The sequence below is a fragment of the Ignavigranum ruoffiae genome (assembly GCF_023195815.2).
GTDB classification, from domain to species: domain Bacteria; phylum Bacillota; class Bacilli; order Lactobacillales; family Aerococcaceae; genus Ignavigranum; species Ignavigranum ruoffiae.
This window is the reverse complement of record NZ_CP096206.2, coordinates 154,871-174,736: the sequence shown is the minus strand read 5'-3', so window position 1 is coordinate 174,736 and position 19,866 is coordinate 154,871. Positions and strand designations below refer to the sequence as shown.

Sequence of the window (19,866 nt, the reverse complement as noted above, 5' to 3'; positions counted from 1 at the left end):
CTGCTAATTATAATCATTCATCAGTTGTTTAAAGTCGGTCCCATCTAACCAGTGTTCAATAATCTCAACACCTTGGTCAATCGCCTGATCAATTACTTGACGTTGATCAGCTTTAAAAGGGGCAAGCACGTGGTCCGCTACTTTCCAACCCGGCTCAGGTCGACCTATTCCAATTTTCAATCGTTTAAATTCCTGGCTCCCTAATAATTCAATAATATTCTTTAAGCCATTGTGGCCACCTGCCGACCCTTTTTGTTTGAGTCGAATCTTGCCAGGACTTAAATCAAGATCATCATAGACGACTAATAAATCATCGAGATGAACCCCGAAATAAGACATCAGCGGGAGGATGGCTTGGCCAGATAAATTCATATAAGTGAAAGGTTGCGCCAATAGAACCCGCTCAGCTGAGCGGTGCCAAATAGTGAAATCTGCCGTAAATTTCTGATCGGTAAAGGTCAGTTGATGTTTACTTAATAGCTGATCGACCACATCAAAACCAACATTATGTTTGGTGCCAGCATATCGCGACCCGGGGTTTCCTAAACCAACGACAAATTTCATAATTATTCTCCTCCTATCATCAATGCACACCCAATTATAGCATAAAAAAACAAGCAAGCCTTAGGCTTAACTTTGTACTGACCCCCTAAAGTTGGACCGAATGATCCAACTTTAGGGGGTATTTGTATGGCTAAATATAGTTTAGAATTTAAAATGAAAATTGTATCCGAATATCTTTCTGGAACCATCGGGATGAAGACGTTGACGAAGAAATATAAGATTAAATCCTCCCAAGAATTAAGAACCTGGGTGAACGCTTATAAAACTTTAGGAATAAAAGGGTTAATGCGCTCTCGAAAAAATAAGACATACAGTGTAAACTTTAAGTTAAAAGCAATCACTTTGTATGAAGCCAGTGAGAAATCCTATCAAGATGTGGCGAATGAATTGGGATTGAATAATCCTTCACTGATTCCTAGATGGCGTCAAGAGTATCATAACCACGGGATTGAAGGTCTTTCTCGCAAACCAGGGAGGCCACCAATGTCTAAGCAAGAACGAACGAGCAGAGAAAAACGAACTTCTTCTATTCCATTGAAGATAACGGATCTAGAGTGGGCAAATAAACGAATTGAAGAACTTGAGTATGAATTAAAGATGCAAACGATAAAAAATGAATACTTGGAAATGCTAAGGAGCTTGCGGCAACAGAAAGCAATGAAGACAAAGCAAGAATCATCCACAAGCTCCGACAACAAGAAAGATTTACTTTAGCTGAGATTCTTGCGGCGATTGATTTTCCTAAATCCACTTATATGTATTGGCAAGCTCATTGGAAAAAATCAGATCCAGACCAAAAAGTCAAAGATGCCATCTTGTTGATTCGTAAGAAACATCCGAATTACGGCTATCGTCGGATTCATGCGACCCTTGTTAACCAAGGGTGGCACATTAATAAAAAGAAAGTCCAACGTCTCTGTCAAGTATTAAAGATTCAGGTTAAAAACTTCGGACGTAAATATCGAAAATACAATAGTTACAAGGGAGTCCTAGGACGGATTGCTCCTAACCGGATGAATCGAAGATTTGAGACGTCCATCCCTAGACAAAAGATTACTACGGATACGACCGAATTCAAATATTATGAAGAAGATCATTCTGGTAAACTTCAAGTTAAGAAAATGTATTTAGATCCTTTTATGGATCTGTATAATCTAGAAATCATTAGTTTTAAAGTATCTTCTCAACCGAATCGGATCACGATGATTGAGGCGTTGAAAGAAGCTTTAGAAGCATCGAAAGAATGCGCCTATCGACGAACCTTCCACTCAGATCGTGGCTGGGCTTATCAAATGAAGGAATATCAGGCGTTACTAGTAGAACATCAAGTATTCCAAAGTATGTCGCGTAAAGGGAATTGTTATGATAATGCCCCGATCGAAAATTTCTTTAGTGTGATGAAACAGGAGATGTATTATGGGAAAATATATCGAAGTTACAAGGAATTAGAAACTGCAATCACAGATTACATTCAGTATTATAACGAAGAACGAATTAAAGAAAAATTGAATTGGCTAAGTCCTGTGGCATATAGAAAAGCGCAAGCGGCTTAACAATTTATCATTAAACCAAAAGAGAGACAAACACAAAATAGTGTTCATCTCTCTGGTCCAACTATTTGGGGTCACTCTACTTGTTTCTTCTTTAAGCAAAATTTACTTCAATCGATTTTGTTAGAATATCACGATAGCTGTAAGAAACACAATCAAAATCATTCTCATCTTGATCAAGGTTTACTACAAACACAGACCGATAAGTTTCTTTTAAGATGCCCCGACGTTCTTTCTTTTTCTTGCGTCCCATTTGCACTGTCACCGTTACGGTTTCACCCAAACGATCATCCAAAAATTCTTTAATCTCTGAAATTTCTTTTGGCAATGTCTTCACCTCACCGCCATATTTTATCATAATTTTCAGAAAAAGTCAAGTCTATCATAAGATGGTCTAGGGTTCAAGGATTTTATCCAAATTTAACTTGAATTTACTTAAATTTGAATATCTTTGTTCTCATAATGTAGACTCGCCAGAAATAACACCATGACCGTTACCAGAATAAATACGGCAATCAGTGACCAATCCAAGCCTTGCTTCAAGATATCTGCCGCATAGGCAAATTGAAAGGGAGTGAAAAAACGTAAAAATTTAAGGGCTGGCCAGAGATTAATGATAATATTAATAAAATAAAGTAAAAAGACCAAACCCATACTGAGAGCTAAATTCTCAGCTCTAAAAAAAGTTGACAAACCATAAGTAAGCCCGGCAAAAAATGCCTGAACCAGAAAAAGTGCCAGATGTAGCTGAATAAAGTCAATCCAGGGAAGGCTTTGCTGACCCAGGTAAATGACTAATGCAGCCAAGACCATGATGATCAAATTAAAAATGACAAGTAAAGTTAATAGAGCTGCCCACTTTTGCCAATATACGCTACGCCGGCGAATCGGTAAACTTAACAAGAATTCTGCAGTATGTTGGCCTTCTTCTTTGGCCAATAATTTGGCACCCAAATAAGCCGCAAAAAAAAATCCCGCAATCCCCAACATATTCTCAGATTCCATCGCATAAAAGCCAATTAATTGATTGACTGGCAGGCTATCTAACTTAAGGGCTTGAGCAAAGGGACCTAAATTCCTCATCATGCCTAATAGACTGGACATATCGGCTGCCATGGCTGGAAAAAGCAAAATAACCATGATTAGCATGGCTGCTAAAAGTAGGCTCCAGATTAAAGTTAAGCTGATATTCTCTCTAACTTCTTTCAAGCAGACCATCCGCTTCACCTGCTTTCTCTGCATAATAATGAATAAATAAACTTTCTAAATCGGGTTGCTGAATAGTGAGATCTACAATCTGATCTTGATGTCGATGAAGATAGGCTAACAAGTCAGTCATTGATCCTTGGTATAAGAAAGAACACATGCCGGGCTCTGTTTTAAGGTGACTGATCCCCAATAAATCCTGAGGATCAAGGCTTCCTTTAATCATCAGTTGTTTGCTCTGATTAATCAATAAATCTTGCATTGGACCTTGAGCGATGATTCGGCCTTGACGAATAATGGCTACTTGTTGACAATATTTCTGCACCTCGCTCAAAATATGTGAAGACACAAAAATCGTCGCACCTTGACGGTGTTGTTCTTGAATCTTCTGCCAAAATATTTGTTGCATCAAAGGATCTAATCCCGAAGTCGGCTCATCTAGAATATACAAGTCAGCTTGCTGAGCTAAGGCTAATACAATGGCTATTTTCTTACGATTCCCTAATGAGAGATCTTTGACCCGTTTATTCAAATCAAGATCAAAGTCTTGAGCCAAATTATTGAGCAACTCCGGCGACAGCTGAGAACGAATGCTGGCTGCAAATTTAAAAATTTCATTCACTTTGAATTTGCTATAATAATTCACTTCTGCAGGTACATAAGCAATTTTTTGTAATAATTGACTCTTTTGAGGACCTACATCTTGACCGAATAGTTGGGCTCGACCGGACGTCTTATTGAGTAAACCCAATAGAATTCGAATGGTCGTACTCTTTCCGGCTCCGTTGGGTCCAATAAAAGCGAAAAAGTCGCCTGACTGGACTTGTAAGTTCAGCTCAGTCAGGGCTTGTTTTTGACCATATACTTTACTAAGTTCTTGAATATTGATTACTGGGGTCATCGCTTCACCTTCTTTTATTGATAAGCAGCCAGTTGACTTTGAATCAATAGGTCACCATCTTCCATTTCGACCTTAATCAAACCAATCTTAGGCGCGTAATAATAACGCATCACTGGTTCGCTTTCTTCTGCACTTTCAATCAGTAAAACATCATAGTACATCTGGTCGAGCACTTCTACTTGTTGCAGAATTCCTACCACCATCATCGGCCGATCTTGACCATAACTTTGGTAGAACTCAGTCCCTGGTTCTAGACTGGACGGAATAATCGTCTTGATTAAGTCATCTTGAGCATCCGCATGATCCCGATAATCCGTATTTGTAGCTGTTTCATCATTGAAATTAGCTAACTCTACCACGCCTTCAGAACCAATTTCCATTACAAAATCAATGAGACTGCCAGAAATTTGACGATATTGGTAGCGATTTTCTTGATTGAGCTCATAGAAACGTTGCACTTGATAGGTCGCAAACTCATTGCCGGTCCCCTGATAGTCATAATGGTCATACCAGAGAAAAGGTGCATAATCTGCTGGACTGTAAGGAGCATCAATCACTAAACCTGATTTGGGATCGACTTGAATATCAGGACGCTTGATAATTTCTGCAGAAACTTGTGGTACAGCCAACAAAGTCAACAATAACCCAAGAATCAAATATTTTCTCTTCGCCGATTGTTTATTCATTGTCTTCCTCCTTTTATGATTTCAACCATTTCCTACTGCCTTCATTATAAGGGATGACAGCATAAAATTCGATAAAAAACAGCCCTTAATAATGAAAGGGCTGTACACATTCTAAGCCAGCGATTCTGCTTGGACCTGTTGATATTTTTTAAAAAGTCGAATAAATTCTGCCAAATCAAGTGACTCGGCGCGACGATTACTAGCAATTTGACTTTGGTCGAAAATTTTCTGCCACTGATCTATACTCAAAGCTTGGTCAGCCGGATAGTTCTTCAAATTATTCCACAAAGTCTTGCGACGTTGGCTAAAGGCCGCCTTCACGAAATGTTCAAAGGCCAAACGTTGTTCCCCAGGAACACTGGGCTCACTTTTACGTTTAAGAATCAAGACAGCCGAATCGACATTCGGGCGTGGAATAAAGACCGTTTTAGGAACGGTAAAGGCCAGCTCGGCCTGCATTTGATTTTGAATCGCTAAAGATAAGGACCCATAGGCCTTGGTCCCCACTGCCGCCGTCATCCGCTCAGCGACTTCCTTCTGCATCATCATTATCAGCCGGTCAAAAGGGAGATTCGCCTGGATTAAATGCATTATTATCGGGGTGGTAATATAATAAGGCAGATTGGCGCAGACCACTAAATCTTCCGCCTGAGCCAGTTCCGCATAAGCTTCCGCTTGAAAATCAACCTTTAGAATATCTTGGTGAATGACTTTCACATTATCATAGTCAGCCAAGGTTTCGCTTAATATGTCAACAAATCGTTGGTCAATTTCAAAGGCATAGACTTGCTTAGCAGTCTGAGCTAAGAACTCAGTCAAGGCGCCGATGCCTGGACCAATTTCTATAACCGTAGTGTGTTGATTAATTCTTCCCGCTGCTAGCATTTTGTCTAATATATTGCTGTCAATTAAGAAATTCTGACCCAGACTCTTCTTCATCTGGATATCATATTCTTTCATCAAGCTAGCAGTTCGGGCTGGATTAGCAATTGGTAGTTGCTTGGTCATCGGTAGCCTCCTTCATAAATCTTTCCAATTCTGATAGTTGAATATTATATTGGGCCAAGCGTTTTTGCAATTGTTTACCATTTAAATGGCCCAAATTAAAATGTTGTGCTACCCGCTGGCGGTTGCGACGAGCCTGAGGATGGCCGACTAATTTCAACCGCATCAACTCGCCCATTGGTATGCGATCTAAATCGTTAGCCAATTGGGGGGTCATCACCTTGGCTAAAGCTGAACGTATATCTGCTGCTTGTGCATGTTCGATCCCTAGACTGCAGCCTGGTCTTTGGGCGCGCGCTTGGTCTTGGCTTAGATAAGCATGCCTCGCTTCGGGCACCGCCTCTTGAATCAAACGGCGAATGCGCTCCCCTTGATAATCCGGATCAGTAAAGACGATAATGCCACTTGTTTCTGCTGCCCGCACAATTTGCTGTAGGGTCTGTCGACTGAGGGCAGAACCATTGGTTTCTATGGTCTTAATTTGCGGTCCATAGGTCTGGATTAGCCGCTGACTGTCATCGCGACCTTCAACCACAATAACTTCCTGGGGAATCTCATTCATCATGATCTTCCTCAGGGAACCATTTAAATAAGTCAAAAGCATTCTGAGTGGTTAACTGAGCCAAAGTTTCCAATTCTATGCCCCGGACTTGGCTAAGAAGTTCTGCGGTGTAACGTACATAGGCCGGCTGATTCTCTTTGCCTCGTTTAGGCACTGGAGCCAAATATGGGGCATCGGTTTCGATTAATAAACGATTGTCGGGCACAATCTTGGCAGCATCTCGAACTTCTATCGTTTTCTTGAAAGTTACGACCCCACTGAAGGAAATATGCATGCCTAAATCTAAGAAACGTTGAGCCCATTCGGCATCTTCGCCAAAACTGTGCATAATCCCTCCGGCTGCTGGCAAGCCTTCGTCCCGCAAAATCCGGTAACAATCTTCGGTCGCATCCCGATTATGGATGGTAATAGGCAGATGGAGGTTCTTGGCTAGAGCAATTTGACGACGAAAGGCCCGTTCTTGTTCAGATTTCGTCGCCGTATCCCAGTAATAATCCAAGCCGATTTCTCCCAGCATCTGTACTTTATCCCGACTTAAGACTTCTTCCAAATAAGTCTCGACTTGCCGATTATAGCTAGCGGCTTCAGTTGGATGCCAACCGCATACGCTGATAATATTGGCATATTCCTGACTCAATTCTAAGCTCTTCTCAATAGTCGGTTGATCGAATCCAACCACAGCCAGATATGCGACACCGGCCTCTTGAGCGGCCGCAACGATTTCAGCTTCTCGACCAGCAAACTGATCTGCATTCAAATGAGTATGTGTATCGAATAACTTCATCTTAACTCCTTTCTAAGGGCAAAAGACCCAACCTCTTGACATTGAAGAGATTAGGTCTTTAGCATTAACCAATCAAAGCGCCATTGGCGGCTTCCTGATTAGCAAAAAGCAAATGCAATACGCCATCTTTCTCAGAAGATAGTATCATTCCTTGACTCAAATAACCCATCATCTTCCGCGGTTTCAAATTAGCAGCAATTACCACTTTCTTGCCAATCAGGGCTTGATAATCTGGATATTCCTTGGCAATACCTGATAAGATTTGTCGATGGATCGAATCACCGGCATCCAGACGGAAGCGTAAGAGTTTATTAGATCCTTCCACAGGAGCCACATCAATGACTTCCGCCACCCGCATTTCAACTTGAATAAACTGGTCAAAGTTAATTTCAGGCGTTTCTTCAACCAGAAATTCAATATCTTCAGGATGCCAATCTGGATCAGTCACGCTAGTTGTTGACGAATCGGTCTTCTCTTGAGATGGACTCATCACTTCTTTAATAAAAGCTACTTCTTCATCCACTTCCAAGCGAGGGAAGATAGGCTCACCTTTAGCTACCACTTGGCTATTAGCTGGGAATTCACCCCAATGTAACTGGGTGAATAATAAATCTTCTTGCTGAGTTAGACCTAATTGATGGAAAATCTTGGCAGGTGTGTGAATCATGAATGGACGTAATAGATGACTCACGATCCGTAAAGCTTCAGCTAAGTGGAACATCACTGCATTTAATTTAGGCTGATTGGCTTCATCCTTAGCCAACACCCATGGTTCAGTTTCATCAATATATTTATTGGTTCGAGAAACCATGGTCATAACATGATCTAAGGCCTGATTTAAAGCCAAGTCTTCCATAGCTTGGTGGAATTTAGTCAAGTAAGTTTGGAAATGTTCTTCCAAAGCTTGATCAAAAGCTGTTGCTTCCATTGAAGAAGAATCCGTAGGTACTTGACCTTGGCAATAACGATTAATCATTGAAATCGTACGATTCAATAAATTACCCAAGTCATTGGCCAGCTCATAATTTAAGCGACTTACAAAATCTTCCGGTGTAAAGACCGTATCATTCCCTTGGCTTAGTTCTCGTAAAAGATAAAAACGTGTAGCATCTAAACCATAACGTTCAATCAAGGTTTCTGGATAGATGACATTGCCCTTAGATTTAGACATCTTACCATCTTTCATCACGATCCAGCCATGACCGTAAATTTGTTTAGGGAGTGGCAAATCTAAAGCCATTAGCAGAATTGGCCAATAAATCATGTGGAATCGTGTAATATCCTTACCAATCACATGAACATTCGCCGGCCAGAATTTATCAAACAGGGCCGTATCCGCTGAACCATAGCCTAAGGCGGTAATATAGTTAGCTAAGGCGTCAATCCAAACATAGATGACATGTTTAGGGTTGGATTTGACCGGCACACCCCAAGAAAAAGTAGTCCGCGTCAAGGCTAGATCTTCTAAACCAGGCTTAATGAAATTATTTACTAACTCATTCTTACGAAAAGCCGGCTTAATAAAGTCTGGATGTGATTCATAATAGGCTAACAAGCGATCCGCATAATTCGAAAGTTTAAAGAAATAGCATTCTTCTTTCACTAATTCAACTTGATGGCCCGATGGGGCGATTCCGCCGGTAACCTTACCGTTTTCATCCTTAAAGACTTCTACTAGCTGAGTTTCGGTAAAATACTCTTCATCAGAAACGGAATACCACCCTTCATATTCGCCCAAATAGATATCTCCTTGGGCTAATAGTCGTTCAAAAATGTCCTGTACGGCTTGCTCATGATAATCATCGGTCGTCCGAATGAAATAGTCATTGGTGATTTCTAAGGTCTGCCATAGTTTCTGGATTTTTTCGGCCATTTGATCCACATAGGCTTGAGGATGAATCCCTAATTCTTCAGCCTTGTGTTGAATTTTTAAGCCGTGCTCATCAGTACCCGTTAGGAAGAAAACTTCCTTGCCTAATAAGCGATGATAACGGGCCAGGGCATCGCTGGCCAAGGTTGAATAAGAATTCCCAATATGTAAACGACCACTGGGGTAATAAATAGGGGTCGTAATATAGAATGTTTCTTGAGTTGATTGATTCGTCACAAATGAGTGCCTCCCTTATCGCAATAATTCTTTTAATAGTATAACACAATTACTGATATTTCTAGTTAAATCAGGTAAAATTAATGATAAGAGAAGGAGGATTTTTAATGGCAATTCATAACTTTAATTTCTATAACCCAACACGGATTCTATTTGGTCAGGGTCAAATTGAGAAAATTGATAAATACATCCCCAAACAAGCAAAAGTTCTGATTACTTATGGTGGTGGCAGTGTCAAACGCTTTGGCACTTTGGCCAAAGTCTTGACGGCGCTTGGCAATCGACAATATGCAGAATTTGGCGGTATTGAGCCTAATCCAGTCTATGAAACCTTAATGAAAGCTGTTGACAAAATTAAAAAAGAAGGCTTTGATTATATCCTAGCCGTCGGCGGAGGCTCAGTCATTGATGGTACTAAATTCATTGCCGCAGCAGCCAAATTCCCGGGAGATCCCATTAATATCTTTGCTAAAGGGGTGGGACAAGGTCAAGCCATTCAAGAAGCCTTGCCATTTGCCAGTGTCTTAACCCTACCTGCTACAGCATCTGAGATGAACTCTGGCGGTGTCATTACCTTTAAAGAGAAACAAGCGAAATTATCTTTCGGCAGTCCCTATACTTTCCCGCAGTTCTCGGTCTTAGATCCGGAATTAACTTATACGCTTCCGCAACGTCAACTTAATAATGGAATTTGCGATGCCTTTGTCCATGTCCTGGAAGCCTATTTAACCCAACCCATTGAAGCTATGATTCAAGATGGTTGGAGCGAGACCGCCCTACGGACCTTAATTAAACTCAGCCCACAAATTAAAGAAGGCCATAACGATTATGCGGTCCGAGCCAACTTTATGTGGACCTGTACCCAGGCCTTGAATGGTTTCATGAGTCCTGGAGTCCCTGAAGACTGGTCAACCCATAATCTCGGTCATGAAATCACTGCCTTTAACGGTACCGACCATGCCAAGACCTTAACTCCGATAATCCTGGCCACGATGAAAGTCCGTAAAGACGAAAAGTTTGCCAAAATTGTTCAATACGCCGAGAATGTTTGGCAGATTCAGGCCGGTGATGATGAGGCTAAATATCAGGCAGCGATTCAAGCCACCGAAGATTTCTTCAAATCGGTCGATATGCCGGTTAGATTGGCTGAAATTGGTGTTAACGCTGAAGACATTGATTATTTAGTCCAACAATTAGAACGCCATCAAATGACTGCACTGGGTGAAAATCAAAGCCAAACGCTAGAAATTTCTGGTCAAATTTATCAAACCGCCCTATAAAATTTTGCAATAATAAATGCCGTGAATAAAGCTCGAAGAAATGGAAGTCCATCTCTTCGAGCTTTAAGTCTTTTCAGATTAATTATTGGCTAAATCTTTGCGAAAAAGTGCATAATGAGTCTGATGCTCAATCATCTTACCGAGATAGTTTTCTGAGACCTTCCCTTGATGGATCAGTGCACCGATGGAGCGAATGTGTTTGTCTTGAAATTGCTTAACCAAAGGATAGACCAAAGCTGAACCCAATCCCAAATAAGCGGGATCTACTCCTAAATACATCATAATATATTCCTTGGCCCAATATTTCCGTTGTAGGATTTGTAACAGGCGAAATAGATTCAATTCTTGATCTAATAAATGACCATAATTGGGAATCGCAATCATAAAACCGACCAAACGATCTTGATCAAAAGCCAGCTGGACCCGACTAAAATTTAATACTTTCTTTAATGGATCAAAGAGCTGGATGAAAGTTTCTTGGTCAATCTCTTCAAAATAAGGAAAGTCTCGATATAATTCAGTCAATAAACGATACATCTGCTGGAGATCCACCGACCAACGGTGTCGGTTGACCGAGCGAAAGCTAATTCCTAAAGCCTTAAAATGCTGATAACGCTGTTCTAATTTGCGGGGCTGAAAGTCCTTGGTCGGAGCCGGATAAGCATTTGATAGATAGGTCTCGATCTGTTCAAATCCGGCTGCCCGCCATAATTCGGGATAATAGGGTAAATTATGGGGTTCACCTGTAAAAGCTGGCAGATCAAATCGATCGATTTTCATTCGATAGCCTAACCAGAAACTAGCATCAATCGGGCCAACCAAGGCTTGATAACCCAAGGCTTGAGCTTCAGCTGCTAAGTGATCCATTAAATATCGCAGCGCTTCTACTTGATTCACCCCTTCAAAAAAGCCTAAATATGCTTCCTTTCTTTGTGGGTACAAGGTTAAGGCAGCGCGCATAATGGCTTGTTGGTCTTGATAAAGAAGGTACGCCTTGAAGTCAAATTGTGAACTTAAAGGATGACTTTGCTGGAGTAATTGTCGAATCAGTTCAGCTCGGGGACGCCGTTGACTGGGTGGATAGAGTGGGTTGACTAAATTAATAAAATCACTGGCAGTTTGATCCGCTAGCTTGACTCCTTTAATCTCCATCAAGATCCCCTTCTTTCATGATTTGAATCTGACCATGGTTTCCATCTAACTCGACCCACTGGTTATCCACTAACACATCCATCGCTTGGTTGACATTGACCACAGCTGGAATCTTCAATTCACGCGAGATAATCGCGGTATGAGAGAGTAGCGACCCCTGCTCAGCAATAATGCCTTTAGCTTGCATCAAGAGAAAGACCCAACCTGGGTCGGTCATTTTACAGACAATAATCTTATCTTTGACTTCTTCAATCGTAATTTGTTGAACATCCTCAATCCGAATAATCCGACCCCGTACCCGACCGGGTGAACTCGCAATGCCATAGAGCCAATCTGTTTGATGCTGGTCTCCTTTAACCGGCAGATACTCATGAGGATTCTTCTCAAAAATTTGCTCTGAGAAGATTAAGCGCGAATAAGCAGGTAAATTACGATCTAGATCAATTTTCTCGCGCCGAACGGCCACAAGTTTTTTCAGATTTGTCAGATTGTATGGAAATTCCTCCGCCATAATTTCTGTCATCGTTAAGTAAAAAATATCATCTACCTGAGTTAATAAATCTTGCTCGACCAATCGCTGACCTAGACTACGGAAAATAGACCGGGTCATGCCATAGAGTCGGGTCCGATTTAAGCGCGAGCTTTCTCGATGCCGAATCCCTAACTTGGCCTGCCGAATTAGAAATCGATCATAAGGATTTCTAACTTCACTAAATAAATTGTTGTTGGGTCCAGTAACGGTCGATGTTGACTGTGAATCTTTGAGTAAAGCTTGTAACAGCGTCAATAATTTAATCGGATGACTTCGAAAGGTATGGGTTTCTAGTTTCAATTCCTCGGGGACCCGGTCGCCATACCTTTCTATATAGTCTTGAATTAACCGACCTGCAGGTTGATCTGTCTTTTCCAGAAAATCACTTGCTAGATTATCAGATTGAATCCATGCCTCCACTTGATCTTCAGCACCGCGCTCTTTAAGGGCCGTCACAAGTTGGTTCAAAGCCTGAGTGGGTTTCATACTTTCTATCTGATCGATCCCAGCAATTTGGCCAAGGTGGCCACTGCGTCTCTTCACTAAGCCGGTAAAAATAAATGCATATAAATCATTAATCAAGGTCAAATCCCACTGCTCCAGCACCCTGACTTGTAATTCCTGAAATAAGTCCTTTAATTCTTCCATCGATAAATCTGAACGGAAATTTTCTCGATAATATTGTTCCAGACTTTGGAAATCTTGATCAAGCTCGGTCATACGTTGATCATTATGTTTTAAGGCCTTGATCAATTGCCAACCTACCTTTATTCGTTGCCATAAAGATATTTTTATGGGTTGGTCAGGAAGCTGACGTTGACGAATTCCCAACATATCTTGCCAGACGGGAATTAGCCAACTGGCCCCAGGCAATAACCTTAATAGATGATAGAAGTTATCCAGCCGGTAATAAATGCGACTGTTGACCGATACGACCATGTTGCTAAAGCAAGCTTGGTAGACTGCTAACAAATCTTCCCGCCCTTGAACGAGTCGTCGTCCCAATCCTTCAAAGACTTTGTAATAGGCAATATCCTTTATAAAACTATAGGTCAAGGGGCTGGTAAGACCTGGATACGATTCTACGATATTCGCATTATCCAAAATATACCTAAGTTCTGGGCTAAGCTGAGTAATCGGTCGAGCTTGAAGAAGCCAAATCTGATCATTTGCCAGGGCAAACTCAATATCCATCGCCTGTTGGTAATGGCTTTGGATACGGGTGGCTAGCTCTTGTAATTTCTGTAAGACTTGCCGGCTTAAATGGGCAGCTGATCCTGATTGGCTGGTCAAGATGATTTCATCCTGGGGATGAATGGAATAGGTGGTCACTGCTACTTTATCTTCGACGACCTGGTTTCCTAGGCCCGCTCCCACTACCAGCAGATGTTCATTCAATAAGCCGCGGGGATTGGCGGTAAAATATATTCCTGAATACTCTGCTGCTACCATCTCTTGAATAATGATATAGGGTTCTAAATCAACCAAACTCAATTCATTATATGATAAATAAGCGAGAACTTCCGGTTGATAGAAGGAAGCAACGACCTGATTAACCGCCTGAGCTAAATCCCGACCGGCAACATTCAACAGACTGGTAAATTGGCCGGCAAAGGAATGTTGAGGACCATCTTCGATACTTGCCGAAGAGCGAACGCTATAAAGACTGTCTGGCTTAAACTGATCCAAAATTGAGGTCGCTTCTCTTTGAAGAAACTGGCAAATGAAATCAGGACTTGACTCCGCTAGGTCTTTCGAATGAATTACCTTGGCTTGCCAAGCTTCGACAGCAGCTTGATAGGCAGGGTCTTTAATAAATTCAAAAGCTAAAGTACTAAATGGTGGGACAGGTAAATCTAAGGCTTGAAGTTGGGCCAAGTTACCCGCCTTACCCGACAAAGCCAATTGCTCTGCGGAAGTAAGTAAACGCATCAAATCGCTCCCTTCAACAGATAGAAGAAGACGGAAAGCACCATAATTGCTTCAGTAATCATGGTGTAGCGCTCGACTTTGTCAATCAATTTAAAAGTAGAGGGATTCTGCAAATATTTCTCAAAAAGCCAAACCATCCATATTACATTGATAGCCAAAGCAAGCACGCCCCATTTTGAAATCTGCCAAAGCAAGATAAAATTCGTACAAATATCGATGAGCGTTAAAGTACGGACAAAACGAGTCACCCGTTGATAACCAAATAGTTTGGAATAAGTCACATAGGCTGTCTCATCTTCGGGCGCCCGAATCTTCCGGGCAATCTCCCAAATAAGGCTAGGAAAATACATGGTAAAGGCCAATAAAATCGTAGTCCAATTAAAAGCAGATAGATGATATTTAATACAAACAAAACTTAGCACATAAATATTTAAAATCATCATCACTGGATTGTGGGTCACCAGTGCCATCGGCAGCGAATTCTGAATCTGAGCCTTATGAAAGAACCATAACGACATAGCCAAGCCATAGGCATACAAGACCAAGAAGAAAACTAAATTATTCATATACAACAGGTTCAAAAGAAATGAAGAGCTCACCACTAGGCTTAATAAGACGGCCAAATCAACTTTCTTTACCCGACCTGACGGTAAGGGACGCTGAGGAAACAGGCGCAAATCGGTTTCGTAATCCTTGAAATCATCAGCGATCCGCAAAATTAATAAAAAAGAAAAAATTGTATAAGCCCCGATAAACTCTTGACCATTTATTTGAAATTGAGTGATTCCCCGATTTAAAAGCAAGACAAAATATATTTCAAAAAAATAAATAATCGCTACTAAACTCCGAGATCCTAAAGGATACATTTCTTTCAAGTAAATTTGCCAGCGTTTAATCATCGATAATACCGATCCTTTCCCCCATTCGCACCTGGGTTTCAATGCCTTGTTGTGACCATTCAAGAATATCTGCATCAATCTTAAGCGAGCTCGCCGGATAGAGCACGATAATAGATGAACCACCTAATTTAAAATACCCTTTCTCTTGTCCTCGTTGGGCCAGGTCTCGTGGATGATTGATAATTCGTCCGACAGTCAAAGCACCTATCTCCATCTGCCAGATAGGTCCTAACTTGGGCTGATGAATCTTACAATGAGACCGTTGGTTTTCGATAAATACAGGGCTGTGGCGATGACCGAGATCTCGAATGGTATGGAGAGAACCCGGAATATCTGATTGATCACTTATCGGACCCGATTCGGCAAAAAGATAATGATGATTATCTTCCATAGCCAAGCGATATAAGAACAAGTAACCCCCATGGTAAAGTGACCAGTCTTTTTGCTGTGGAAATAATTCAGCTAAAGCATAAGTCCGTCCCTTGACTTCGATAGTCATTTGGGACTCAAGCGGATAGACCAACAACTTCCCATCTGCCACAGCCATGATTTCTGGTTCGAGACACCGCGGCCGGCTGGATGGCAGGTAAGAACGCTCGAAAAAGGCAGCAAAATGAGCAAAGTCCTGCTCGGTAAATTCTTCTGGCCGCAATTGGTATTTCTGGATAAAGTGCTGAATTTTCTTCCGCGAGCTGGGTAAGTAATCTTTCCAAGTCCATAGCTTACTAAATAGTCGAGATTTAATGATGGGCAACAAGAAAGTTGCGATGCCAGGCGAATAGAGTCTGGCCAATAAGTCTGCTTGATAAGCGTGTTCCAATACCAACTCCCGCCGCCGACGATCAAAATAATAGGTCATGACACCCACCCCAGACCTAAATAGACCAAAACAGCCAAGATTAGATAAAAAACATAGGCCTTTTTACCAGGTTTGGCCACTTTAAATCGGCTGACGTGCAGGATAGCTAGTAACAAAGCTCCTACTGCGAGTACCATTGACCAAACTGACGGGGCTAACATTGCCGTCAGTAAATAGGCACAAGGATAGAGTAAGCCGGCATAGGCGGCCGGTAAACCGATAAAATAGGCTAGCGGCTGATCAGCTTGGTCTTCAATCTGCTGGAAATAGGCAAGACGAGTCGTTACTGAGAGTAAAGTCAGCCCACTTAAAACTAAACGGAGAAGCAAAGATAGCTTACTCGCTAATAAAAGTACCACTGGCACAAAGGCAAAATTGACCATATCGGACAAGGTATCAATTTGCTGGCCATATTTTTCCTGCAGCGCAGTTCGCTCAAAACTCCGAGCCAGTCGGCCATCGAATAGATCGCAGAGGGTGGCCAGAATATACCATTGTAAGCCACTAGCCAGGTCTCCATTTAAAGTCTGGTACATACAAAGTAAGGAGAAAATTTGGCCTAAGTAAGTTAACCAAACAAAAGGCCCATATTCACCAATAAACATTAAACTCCCTCCCTTTTCTGCATCAATTGGATACTTCCACTTAAGCCGTCCATAGCAATCCAATCTCCGGTTTGTAATAAACTCGTAATCCCTTTGGCACTGACAATCACCGGCAATTGATATTCACGGGCCATAATCGCCCCATGAGACAAAATCCCCCCTGTCTCGGTAATAATTCCCCTTAATTGGGAAAAGATATGAACCCAGCCCGTATCCAAAAAAGGGGTAACTAGAATTTCATTGGCTTCAATCTGATGTAAATCAGTTAGCTGCTCAATCACTCTAACTCGGCCTTGAACAAAACCTTGATTCGCACCCACACCGCTCAGTCCTTCGTTTTCAGTAAATGAGCCTGCTAACGGTGTTGTCCAAGGATAGAGTTCTAAGGGGGCTGAGTAGCTGGCAAAAGATCGCACATAGGCCTTGGCCGAATCCACCTCATCTCTTAGGTCAGGATTCTCCCCATGGAGATAGCGCCGAATCGAGACATGATCTAAATAGAAAATATCCTCTACTTGATCCAAATCATCTTGACGAGTGGCATACTCACCCACCCTGAGGGCCAGTTGACGAATCAGGTGATAGTAACGAGTCGATAGATCTTTGTATTCTTCGCGCAACCATAACAAATCTCGCAAATGCTTGAGCAGTCTCCGTTCCAAAGGATTTAGCGAATGAATCATCGCCGGATTATGCTTGCGAGAATATGGTTCTTGCTCTGGCTTTGATGTTCTTTGTAAATTTTTCTGGATGGCTTGAATAATTGGCAAAGGATCTTCCATGAAACTAGGAATTTGTAAATTCAGTTCGCGTAAAGAATGATAACCGTAAGTCGTCAAGAACTGATCTAATAATTTTTGACTAGGGCCAAGCTGCTGCTGACGATAGTCTTGATTTAACGCTTGAGCCGATGAATTCAGCCATTTGGCCTGCTCGCTTGGATCTTGAGCGATGGTTTGACTTAAGTGGTCAAGGGCTCGATCGAGACGTCGGTGAGATAAATTTGCTAGATCTGAAATTAAGGCAAAAAACTCAGACTCCGTTAATTTTCGGTAGAGAATTTTTTTAAGATAGGGGAATTGAACTGTGTTCAAAAAGACCCGCTGGAAGTAGGCTTCCTCTGACTGCCGATAAGCTTGGTCAACCAATTGTTGCCAGAGTAGTTTGAGCTCATCTCGTTCTAGTCGGGCATTGGTTGGCTTGAACTTGTTTTCAAATGCTTGGGCACTTGTACTTAGTTGGGCTAAGAAAGCGGGAGCCTCTTTGCGCTTCTTGCGATCCGTTAATATAAAACGAAACAATCTCTGGCTTAATTCAGTTGACCTAGTCCAGCTGAAGGGTTGTAGAAAGCCCAGTCCTTTATAATGTTTCGGTACTCCTAATTCATCATCGAATTCAGCTTCTACATAGCCGGGCACTTGGGCCATGCATGACTTGACTAAGCCTAAATTCCAGTAGATTCGACCAAATTGATAACAAATTAGAGCTGGCAAGGGTTGATTCCGCCACAATCCTTGATCTAAGACAAAATTGCCCAAGGCTTGTGACCAAGTATCCCGATATAAGGACCAGATTAAGGGCGTCGCCACTTGAGCAGAGACTCCACCGTCGCGAAAGTTAGTTGTCGTCCAACGTTGATCGTCAATCTGCAAAGGTGGCTGACTAATCGGTCTGATTTGTAAGAGAAAAATCTGCTCTCCTTTCCCACAAAGCTCAATGTCAATCGGATAAGCATAAAATTGGCGCAATTGATCCACTATCTGCCAGATATTGTTCAAAACTCGTTGAGATAAGAGAGAGCTACTAGGCGAATGCGTCAAATCTTGCTGAACCAGATAGGTAAATCGCTGGGGTTCTGCCTGTCCAGCGACTAGAGCCGCACCCTCCCCTTCTACCACTTCTAAGACAAATTCTTGATCCGCTCCCGTTGAAGGATTCAAAGAGAATGCGACACCACTCCAATCCGCCTCAATTTGCTCTTGAATTAGTAAGGCAAATTGAAAACGCGTTTGTTGAAGGCGGTGGCGTTGGTAATAGCTAGAGACGGCCGGCGTAAAAATTGAAACGATAGCATCTTTCATAGCCATTAACAAATCGTTCAAATTTCGACAATGAGCGACCGATTCAAATAATCCAGCATGGGCATATTCTTTTGAGTCCTCCAAACTTCCACTAGAACGAACAATATATACTTTTCCTGGCTGCCACATGTCGTCTCCTAATTTGGCTTCTAGCTGTATACGAAGCGCTGACAGGAGAGCATGGTGATTTATTCCTTTTTGGCCATAGGCCATGATTTGTTCAAAGGTCAGCAAATCTTGTTCTTCAACTTGGAAGGTCTTTGCCAAGACTGTCTTGACTTGGTCGGCATCAAAGATATAAGCAGGAGGAACTTGATAGCCTAATTGAATCAATTGATTTAATTGATTAATTTTGTTGCCATATCTAGCCTGGGCTGTTGCTTGATGTAAAGTTGCTAGCATTTGTTCCCCTCCTAACTAATAAGGATTCGCTCTTAAATGAAATCGATATAGGCATTGGTTGACAAAGATATGGGTAAAGAAACCGAGACCAATGATGCCCAATGCCTCTGGCCAAGAAATCCGTGTTACAAGACAAGAAAAGAAGACAATGCCGATTAGCGAATCAATTTGATCCAAGACAAAGAAAGGCCAGAACCAATCAGAACGGGCATGCTTTCCTGGGAGAATCTGCAGACGGCGCTTAAGAAAACTATTCGGAAGTTCAAAGAGGACATAGGCAAAGCCGAGCAAGCCACCTAGCAGTAAATTATAGGATAATCGATTAGACTGATTGCGATAATAGAGATTTAAAGACTCTGCCAAAGGTAGATAGGCTAGTAAAGCGCCCCACAACCCTTGACAAAGCGCAGTTATAACCATCATGCCAATAAAGCCCTTGTAAGTCTTATTGCGACCAAAAATTGGTTCTTGATCACTAAAGGTTCGATTCCCATCTAGCGGACGATTAAGTTGCTTAAACAGCGGAGACTTACAAAAAGCCATGTTTAGACTCGCACCTATAATGACAGGTAACATTGAAATATATAAACTGATAATCCATCTAAACATGAGCCTACCCCTATCTTTATGATTTCTATCATTATATTAAAGTCAACGATGATTAGCCAAGAATTAACCTCAGTAGGATTCAAACACACTTTACCTAACCATGAAATCAGCTGCAAACAAAAATCATTACAAAGACCCGATTCGCATCTC

At 41.8% G+C, this 19,866-nt stretch carries 19 protein-coding genes; 3 read left to right on the top strand and 16 right to left on the bottom strand.

The features are described 5' to 3' along the window. Positions 1–3 precede the first annotated feature (3 nt). A complete protein-coding gene (gene pth, locus M0R79_RS00825; protein WP_248416822.1) occupies positions 4–564 on the bottom strand; it encodes an aminoacyl-tRNA hydrolase in 561 nt (186 codons plus the stop codon). 126 nt (positions 565–690) lie between these two features. Between pth and M0R79_RS09250 the strand changes: the two genes are divergently transcribed. Then, the gene (locus M0R79_RS09250) at positions 691–1,278 is read left to right on the top strand and encodes a helix-turn-helix domain-containing protein (RefSeq protein ID WP_310795404.1); all 588 of its coding nucleotides are present in this window, start codon (positions 691–693) and stop codon (positions 1,276–1,278) included. Then, on the top strand, positions 1,182–2,117 hold the full coding sequence (locus tag M0R79_RS00820; RefSeq protein WP_310795419.1) for an IS3 family transposase: 936 nt from the start codon (positions 1,182–1,184) through the stop codon (positions 2,115–2,117). Before M0R79_RS09250 ends, M0R79_RS00820 begins: the two co-directional genes overlap by 97 nt. 91 nt (positions 2,118–2,208) lie before the next feature. Here the strand turns inward: M0R79_RS00820 and M0R79_RS00815 are convergent, their stop codons facing one another. The 8 genes from M0R79_RS00815 to metG all read right to left on the bottom strand — a co-directional run bounded on the left by M0R79_RS00815 (position 2,209) and on the right by metG (position 9,365). Continuing rightward, entirely contained in the window at positions 2,209–2,472 is a 264-nt protein-coding gene (locus M0R79_RS00815; RefSeq protein ID WP_375163565.1) for a Veg family protein, read from the bottom strand. Between the two features lie 77 nt (positions 2,473–2,549). Next, a complete protein-coding gene (locus M0R79_RS00810; RefSeq protein WP_259560707.1) occupies positions 2,550–3,356 on the bottom strand; it encodes an ABC transporter permease subunit in 807 nt (268 codons plus the stop codon). Then, positions 3,310–4,221, bottom strand: a complete 912-nt coding sequence (locus M0R79_RS00805; protein ID WP_248416824.1) for an ABC transporter ATP-binding protein — start codon at positions 4,219–4,221, stop codon at positions 3,310–3,312. The genes M0R79_RS00810 and M0R79_RS00805 overlap by 47 nt, the downstream gene beginning before the upstream one ends. A gap of 14 nt (positions 4,222–4,235) precedes the next feature. Then, complete coding sequence (locus M0R79_RS00800) at positions 4,236–4,907, bottom strand: hypothetical protein (protein WP_248416825.1); 672 nt, start codon at positions 4,905–4,907, stop codon at positions 4,236–4,238. Positions 4,908–5,018: 111 nt separating this feature from the next. Then, entirely contained in the window at positions 5,019–5,915 is an 897-nt protein-coding gene (rsmA, locus tag M0R79_RS00795; protein WP_248416826.1) for a 16S rRNA (adenine(1518)-N(6)/adenine(1519)-N(6))-dimethyltransferase RsmA, read from the bottom strand. Further along, on the bottom strand, positions 5,890–6,474 hold the full coding sequence (gene rnmV, locus M0R79_RS00790; protein WP_248416827.1) for a ribonuclease M5: 585 nt from the start codon (positions 6,472–6,474) through the stop codon (positions 5,890–5,892). Before rnmV ends, rsmA begins: the two co-directional genes overlap by 26 nt. Continuing rightward, entirely contained in the window at positions 6,467–7,258 is a 792-nt protein-coding gene (locus tag M0R79_RS00785) for a TatD family hydrolase (RefSeq protein ID WP_248416828.1), read from the bottom strand. The genes rnmV and M0R79_RS00785 overlap by 8 nt, the downstream gene beginning before the upstream one ends. Positions 7,259–7,322: 64 nt before the next feature. After that, on the bottom strand, positions 7,323–9,365 hold the full coding sequence (gene metG, locus M0R79_RS00780; RefSeq protein WP_248416829.1) for a methionine--tRNA ligase: 2,043 nt from the start codon (positions 9,363–9,365) through the stop codon (positions 7,323–7,325). A 107-nt stretch (positions 9,366–9,472) separates the two neighbouring features. On the opposite strand from metG, the gene M0R79_RS00775 reads away from it, so the two are divergent. After that, a complete protein-coding gene (locus M0R79_RS00775) occupies positions 9,473–10,645 on the top strand; it encodes an iron-containing alcohol dehydrogenase (RefSeq protein WP_248416830.1) in 1,173 nt (390 codons plus the stop codon). Positions 10,646–10,723: 78 nt separating this feature from the next. Here the strand turns inward: M0R79_RS00775 and M0R79_RS00770 are convergent, their stop codons facing one another. Genes M0R79_RS00770 through M0R79_RS00740 form a run of 7 tightly spaced genes read right to left on the bottom strand, consistent with a single transcriptional unit; the run spans position 10,724 to position 19,716 of the window. Next, a complete protein-coding gene (locus M0R79_RS00770; protein ID WP_248416831.1) occupies positions 10,724–11,797 on the bottom strand; it encodes a hypothetical protein in 1,074 nt (357 codons plus the stop codon). After that, entirely contained in the window at positions 11,787–14,261 is a 2,475-nt protein-coding gene (locus M0R79_RS00765) for a PEP/pyruvate-binding domain-containing protein (RefSeq protein WP_248416832.1), read from the bottom strand. Before M0R79_RS00765 ends, M0R79_RS00770 begins: the two co-directional genes overlap by 11 nt. Beyond that, positions 14,261–15,160 (bottom strand): UbiA prenyltransferase family protein, encoded by a 900-nt coding sequence (locus tag M0R79_RS00760; protein WP_248416833.1) that lies wholly within the window; start codon positions 15,158–15,160, stop codon positions 14,261–14,263. Before M0R79_RS00760 ends, M0R79_RS00765 begins: the two co-directional genes overlap by 1 nt. Next, positions 15,153–16,019: a phosphatidylserine decarboxylase gene (locus M0R79_RS00755; RefSeq protein ID WP_248416834.1), complete on the bottom strand. Its 867-nt coding sequence runs from the start codon at positions 16,017–16,019 to the stop codon at positions 15,153–15,155. The genes M0R79_RS00760 and M0R79_RS00755 overlap by 8 nt, the downstream gene beginning before the upstream one ends. Then, positions 16,016–16,624 carry a CDP-alcohol phosphatidyltransferase family protein gene (locus M0R79_RS00750; protein ID WP_248416835.1) on the bottom strand — a complete coding sequence of 203 codons (609 nt, stop codon included), beginning with the start codon at positions 16,622–16,624 and terminating at the stop codon, positions 16,016–16,018. Before M0R79_RS00750 ends, M0R79_RS00755 begins: the two co-directional genes overlap by 4 nt. Next, on the bottom strand, positions 16,624–19,107 hold the full coding sequence (locus M0R79_RS00745; RefSeq protein WP_248416836.1) for a PEP/pyruvate-binding domain-containing protein: 2,484 nt from the start codon (positions 19,105–19,107) through the stop codon (positions 16,624–16,626). Before M0R79_RS00745 ends, M0R79_RS00750 begins: the two co-directional genes overlap by 1 nt. A 15-nt stretch (positions 19,108–19,122) precedes the next feature. Then, positions 19,123–19,716, bottom strand: coding sequence for a CDP-archaeol synthase (locus M0R79_RS00740; protein WP_248416837.1), 594 nt, complete (start codon positions 19,714–19,716; stop codon positions 19,123–19,125). Between the last annotated feature and the right edge of the window lie 150 nt (positions 19,717–19,866).

Coding starts and splice junctions, on each gene's coding strand:
- M0R79_RS00800 (WP_248416825.1), bottom strand. CDS start 4,907: ATGAATAAACAATCGGCGAAGAGAAAATATTTGATTCTTGGGTTATTG.
- pth (WP_248416822.1), bottom strand. CDS start 564: ATGAAATTTGTCGTTGGTTTAGGAAACCCCGGGTCGCGATATGCTGGC.
- M0R79_RS00810 (WP_259560707.1), bottom strand. CDS start 3,356: ATGCAGAGAAAGCAGGTGAAGCGGATGGTCTGCTTGAAAGAAGTTAGA.
- M0R79_RS00805 (WP_248416824.1), bottom strand. CDS start 4,221: ATGACCCCAGTAATCAATATTCAAGAACTTAGTAAAGTATATGGTCAA.
- rsmA (WP_248416826.1), bottom strand. CDS start 5,915: ATGACCAAGCAACTACCAATTGCTAATCCAGCCCGAACTGCTAGCTTG.
- M0R79_RS00760 (WP_248416833.1), bottom strand. CDS start 15,160: ATGATTAAACGCTGGCAAATTTACTTGAAAGAAATGTATCCTTTAGGA.
- M0R79_RS00765 (WP_248416832.1), bottom strand. CDS start 14,261: ATGCGTTTACTTACTTCCGCAGAGCAATTGGCTTTGTCGGGTAAGGCG.
- M0R79_RS00775 (WP_248416830.1), top strand. CDS start 9,473: ATGGCAATTCATAACTTTAATTTCTATAACCCAACACGGATTCTATTT.
- M0R79_RS00770 (WP_248416831.1), bottom strand. CDS start 11,797: ATGGAGATTAAAGGAGTCAAGCTAGCGGATCAAACTGCCAGTGATTTT.
- M0R79_RS00755 (WP_248416834.1), bottom strand. CDS start 16,019: ATGACCTATTATTTTGATCGTCGGCGGCGGGAGTTGGTATTGGAACAC.
- M0R79_RS00815 (WP_375163565.1), bottom strand. CDS start 2,472: ATGATAAAATATGGCGGTGAGGTGAAGACATTGCCAAAAGAAATTTCA.
- M0R79_RS00750 (WP_248416835.1), bottom strand. CDS start 16,624: ATGTTTATTGGTGAATATGGGCCTTTTGTTTGGTTAACTTACTTAGGC.
- rnmV (WP_248416827.1), bottom strand. CDS start 6,474: ATGAATGAGATTCCCCAGGAAGTTATTGTGGTTGAAGGTCGCGATGAC.
- M0R79_RS00740 (WP_248416837.1), bottom strand. CDS start 19,716: ATGTTTAGATGGATTATCAGTTTATATATTTCAATGTTACCTGTCATT.
- M0R79_RS00745 (WP_248416836.1), bottom strand. CDS start 19,107: ATGCTAGCAACTTTACATCAAGCAACAGCCCAGGCTAGATATGGCAAC.
- M0R79_RS09250 (WP_310795404.1), top strand. CDS start 691: ATGGCTAAATATAGTTTAGAATTTAAAATGAAAATTGTATCCGAATAT.
- M0R79_RS00785 (WP_248416828.1), bottom strand. CDS start 7,258: ATGAAGTTATTCGATACACATACTCATTTGAATGCAGATCAGTTTGCT.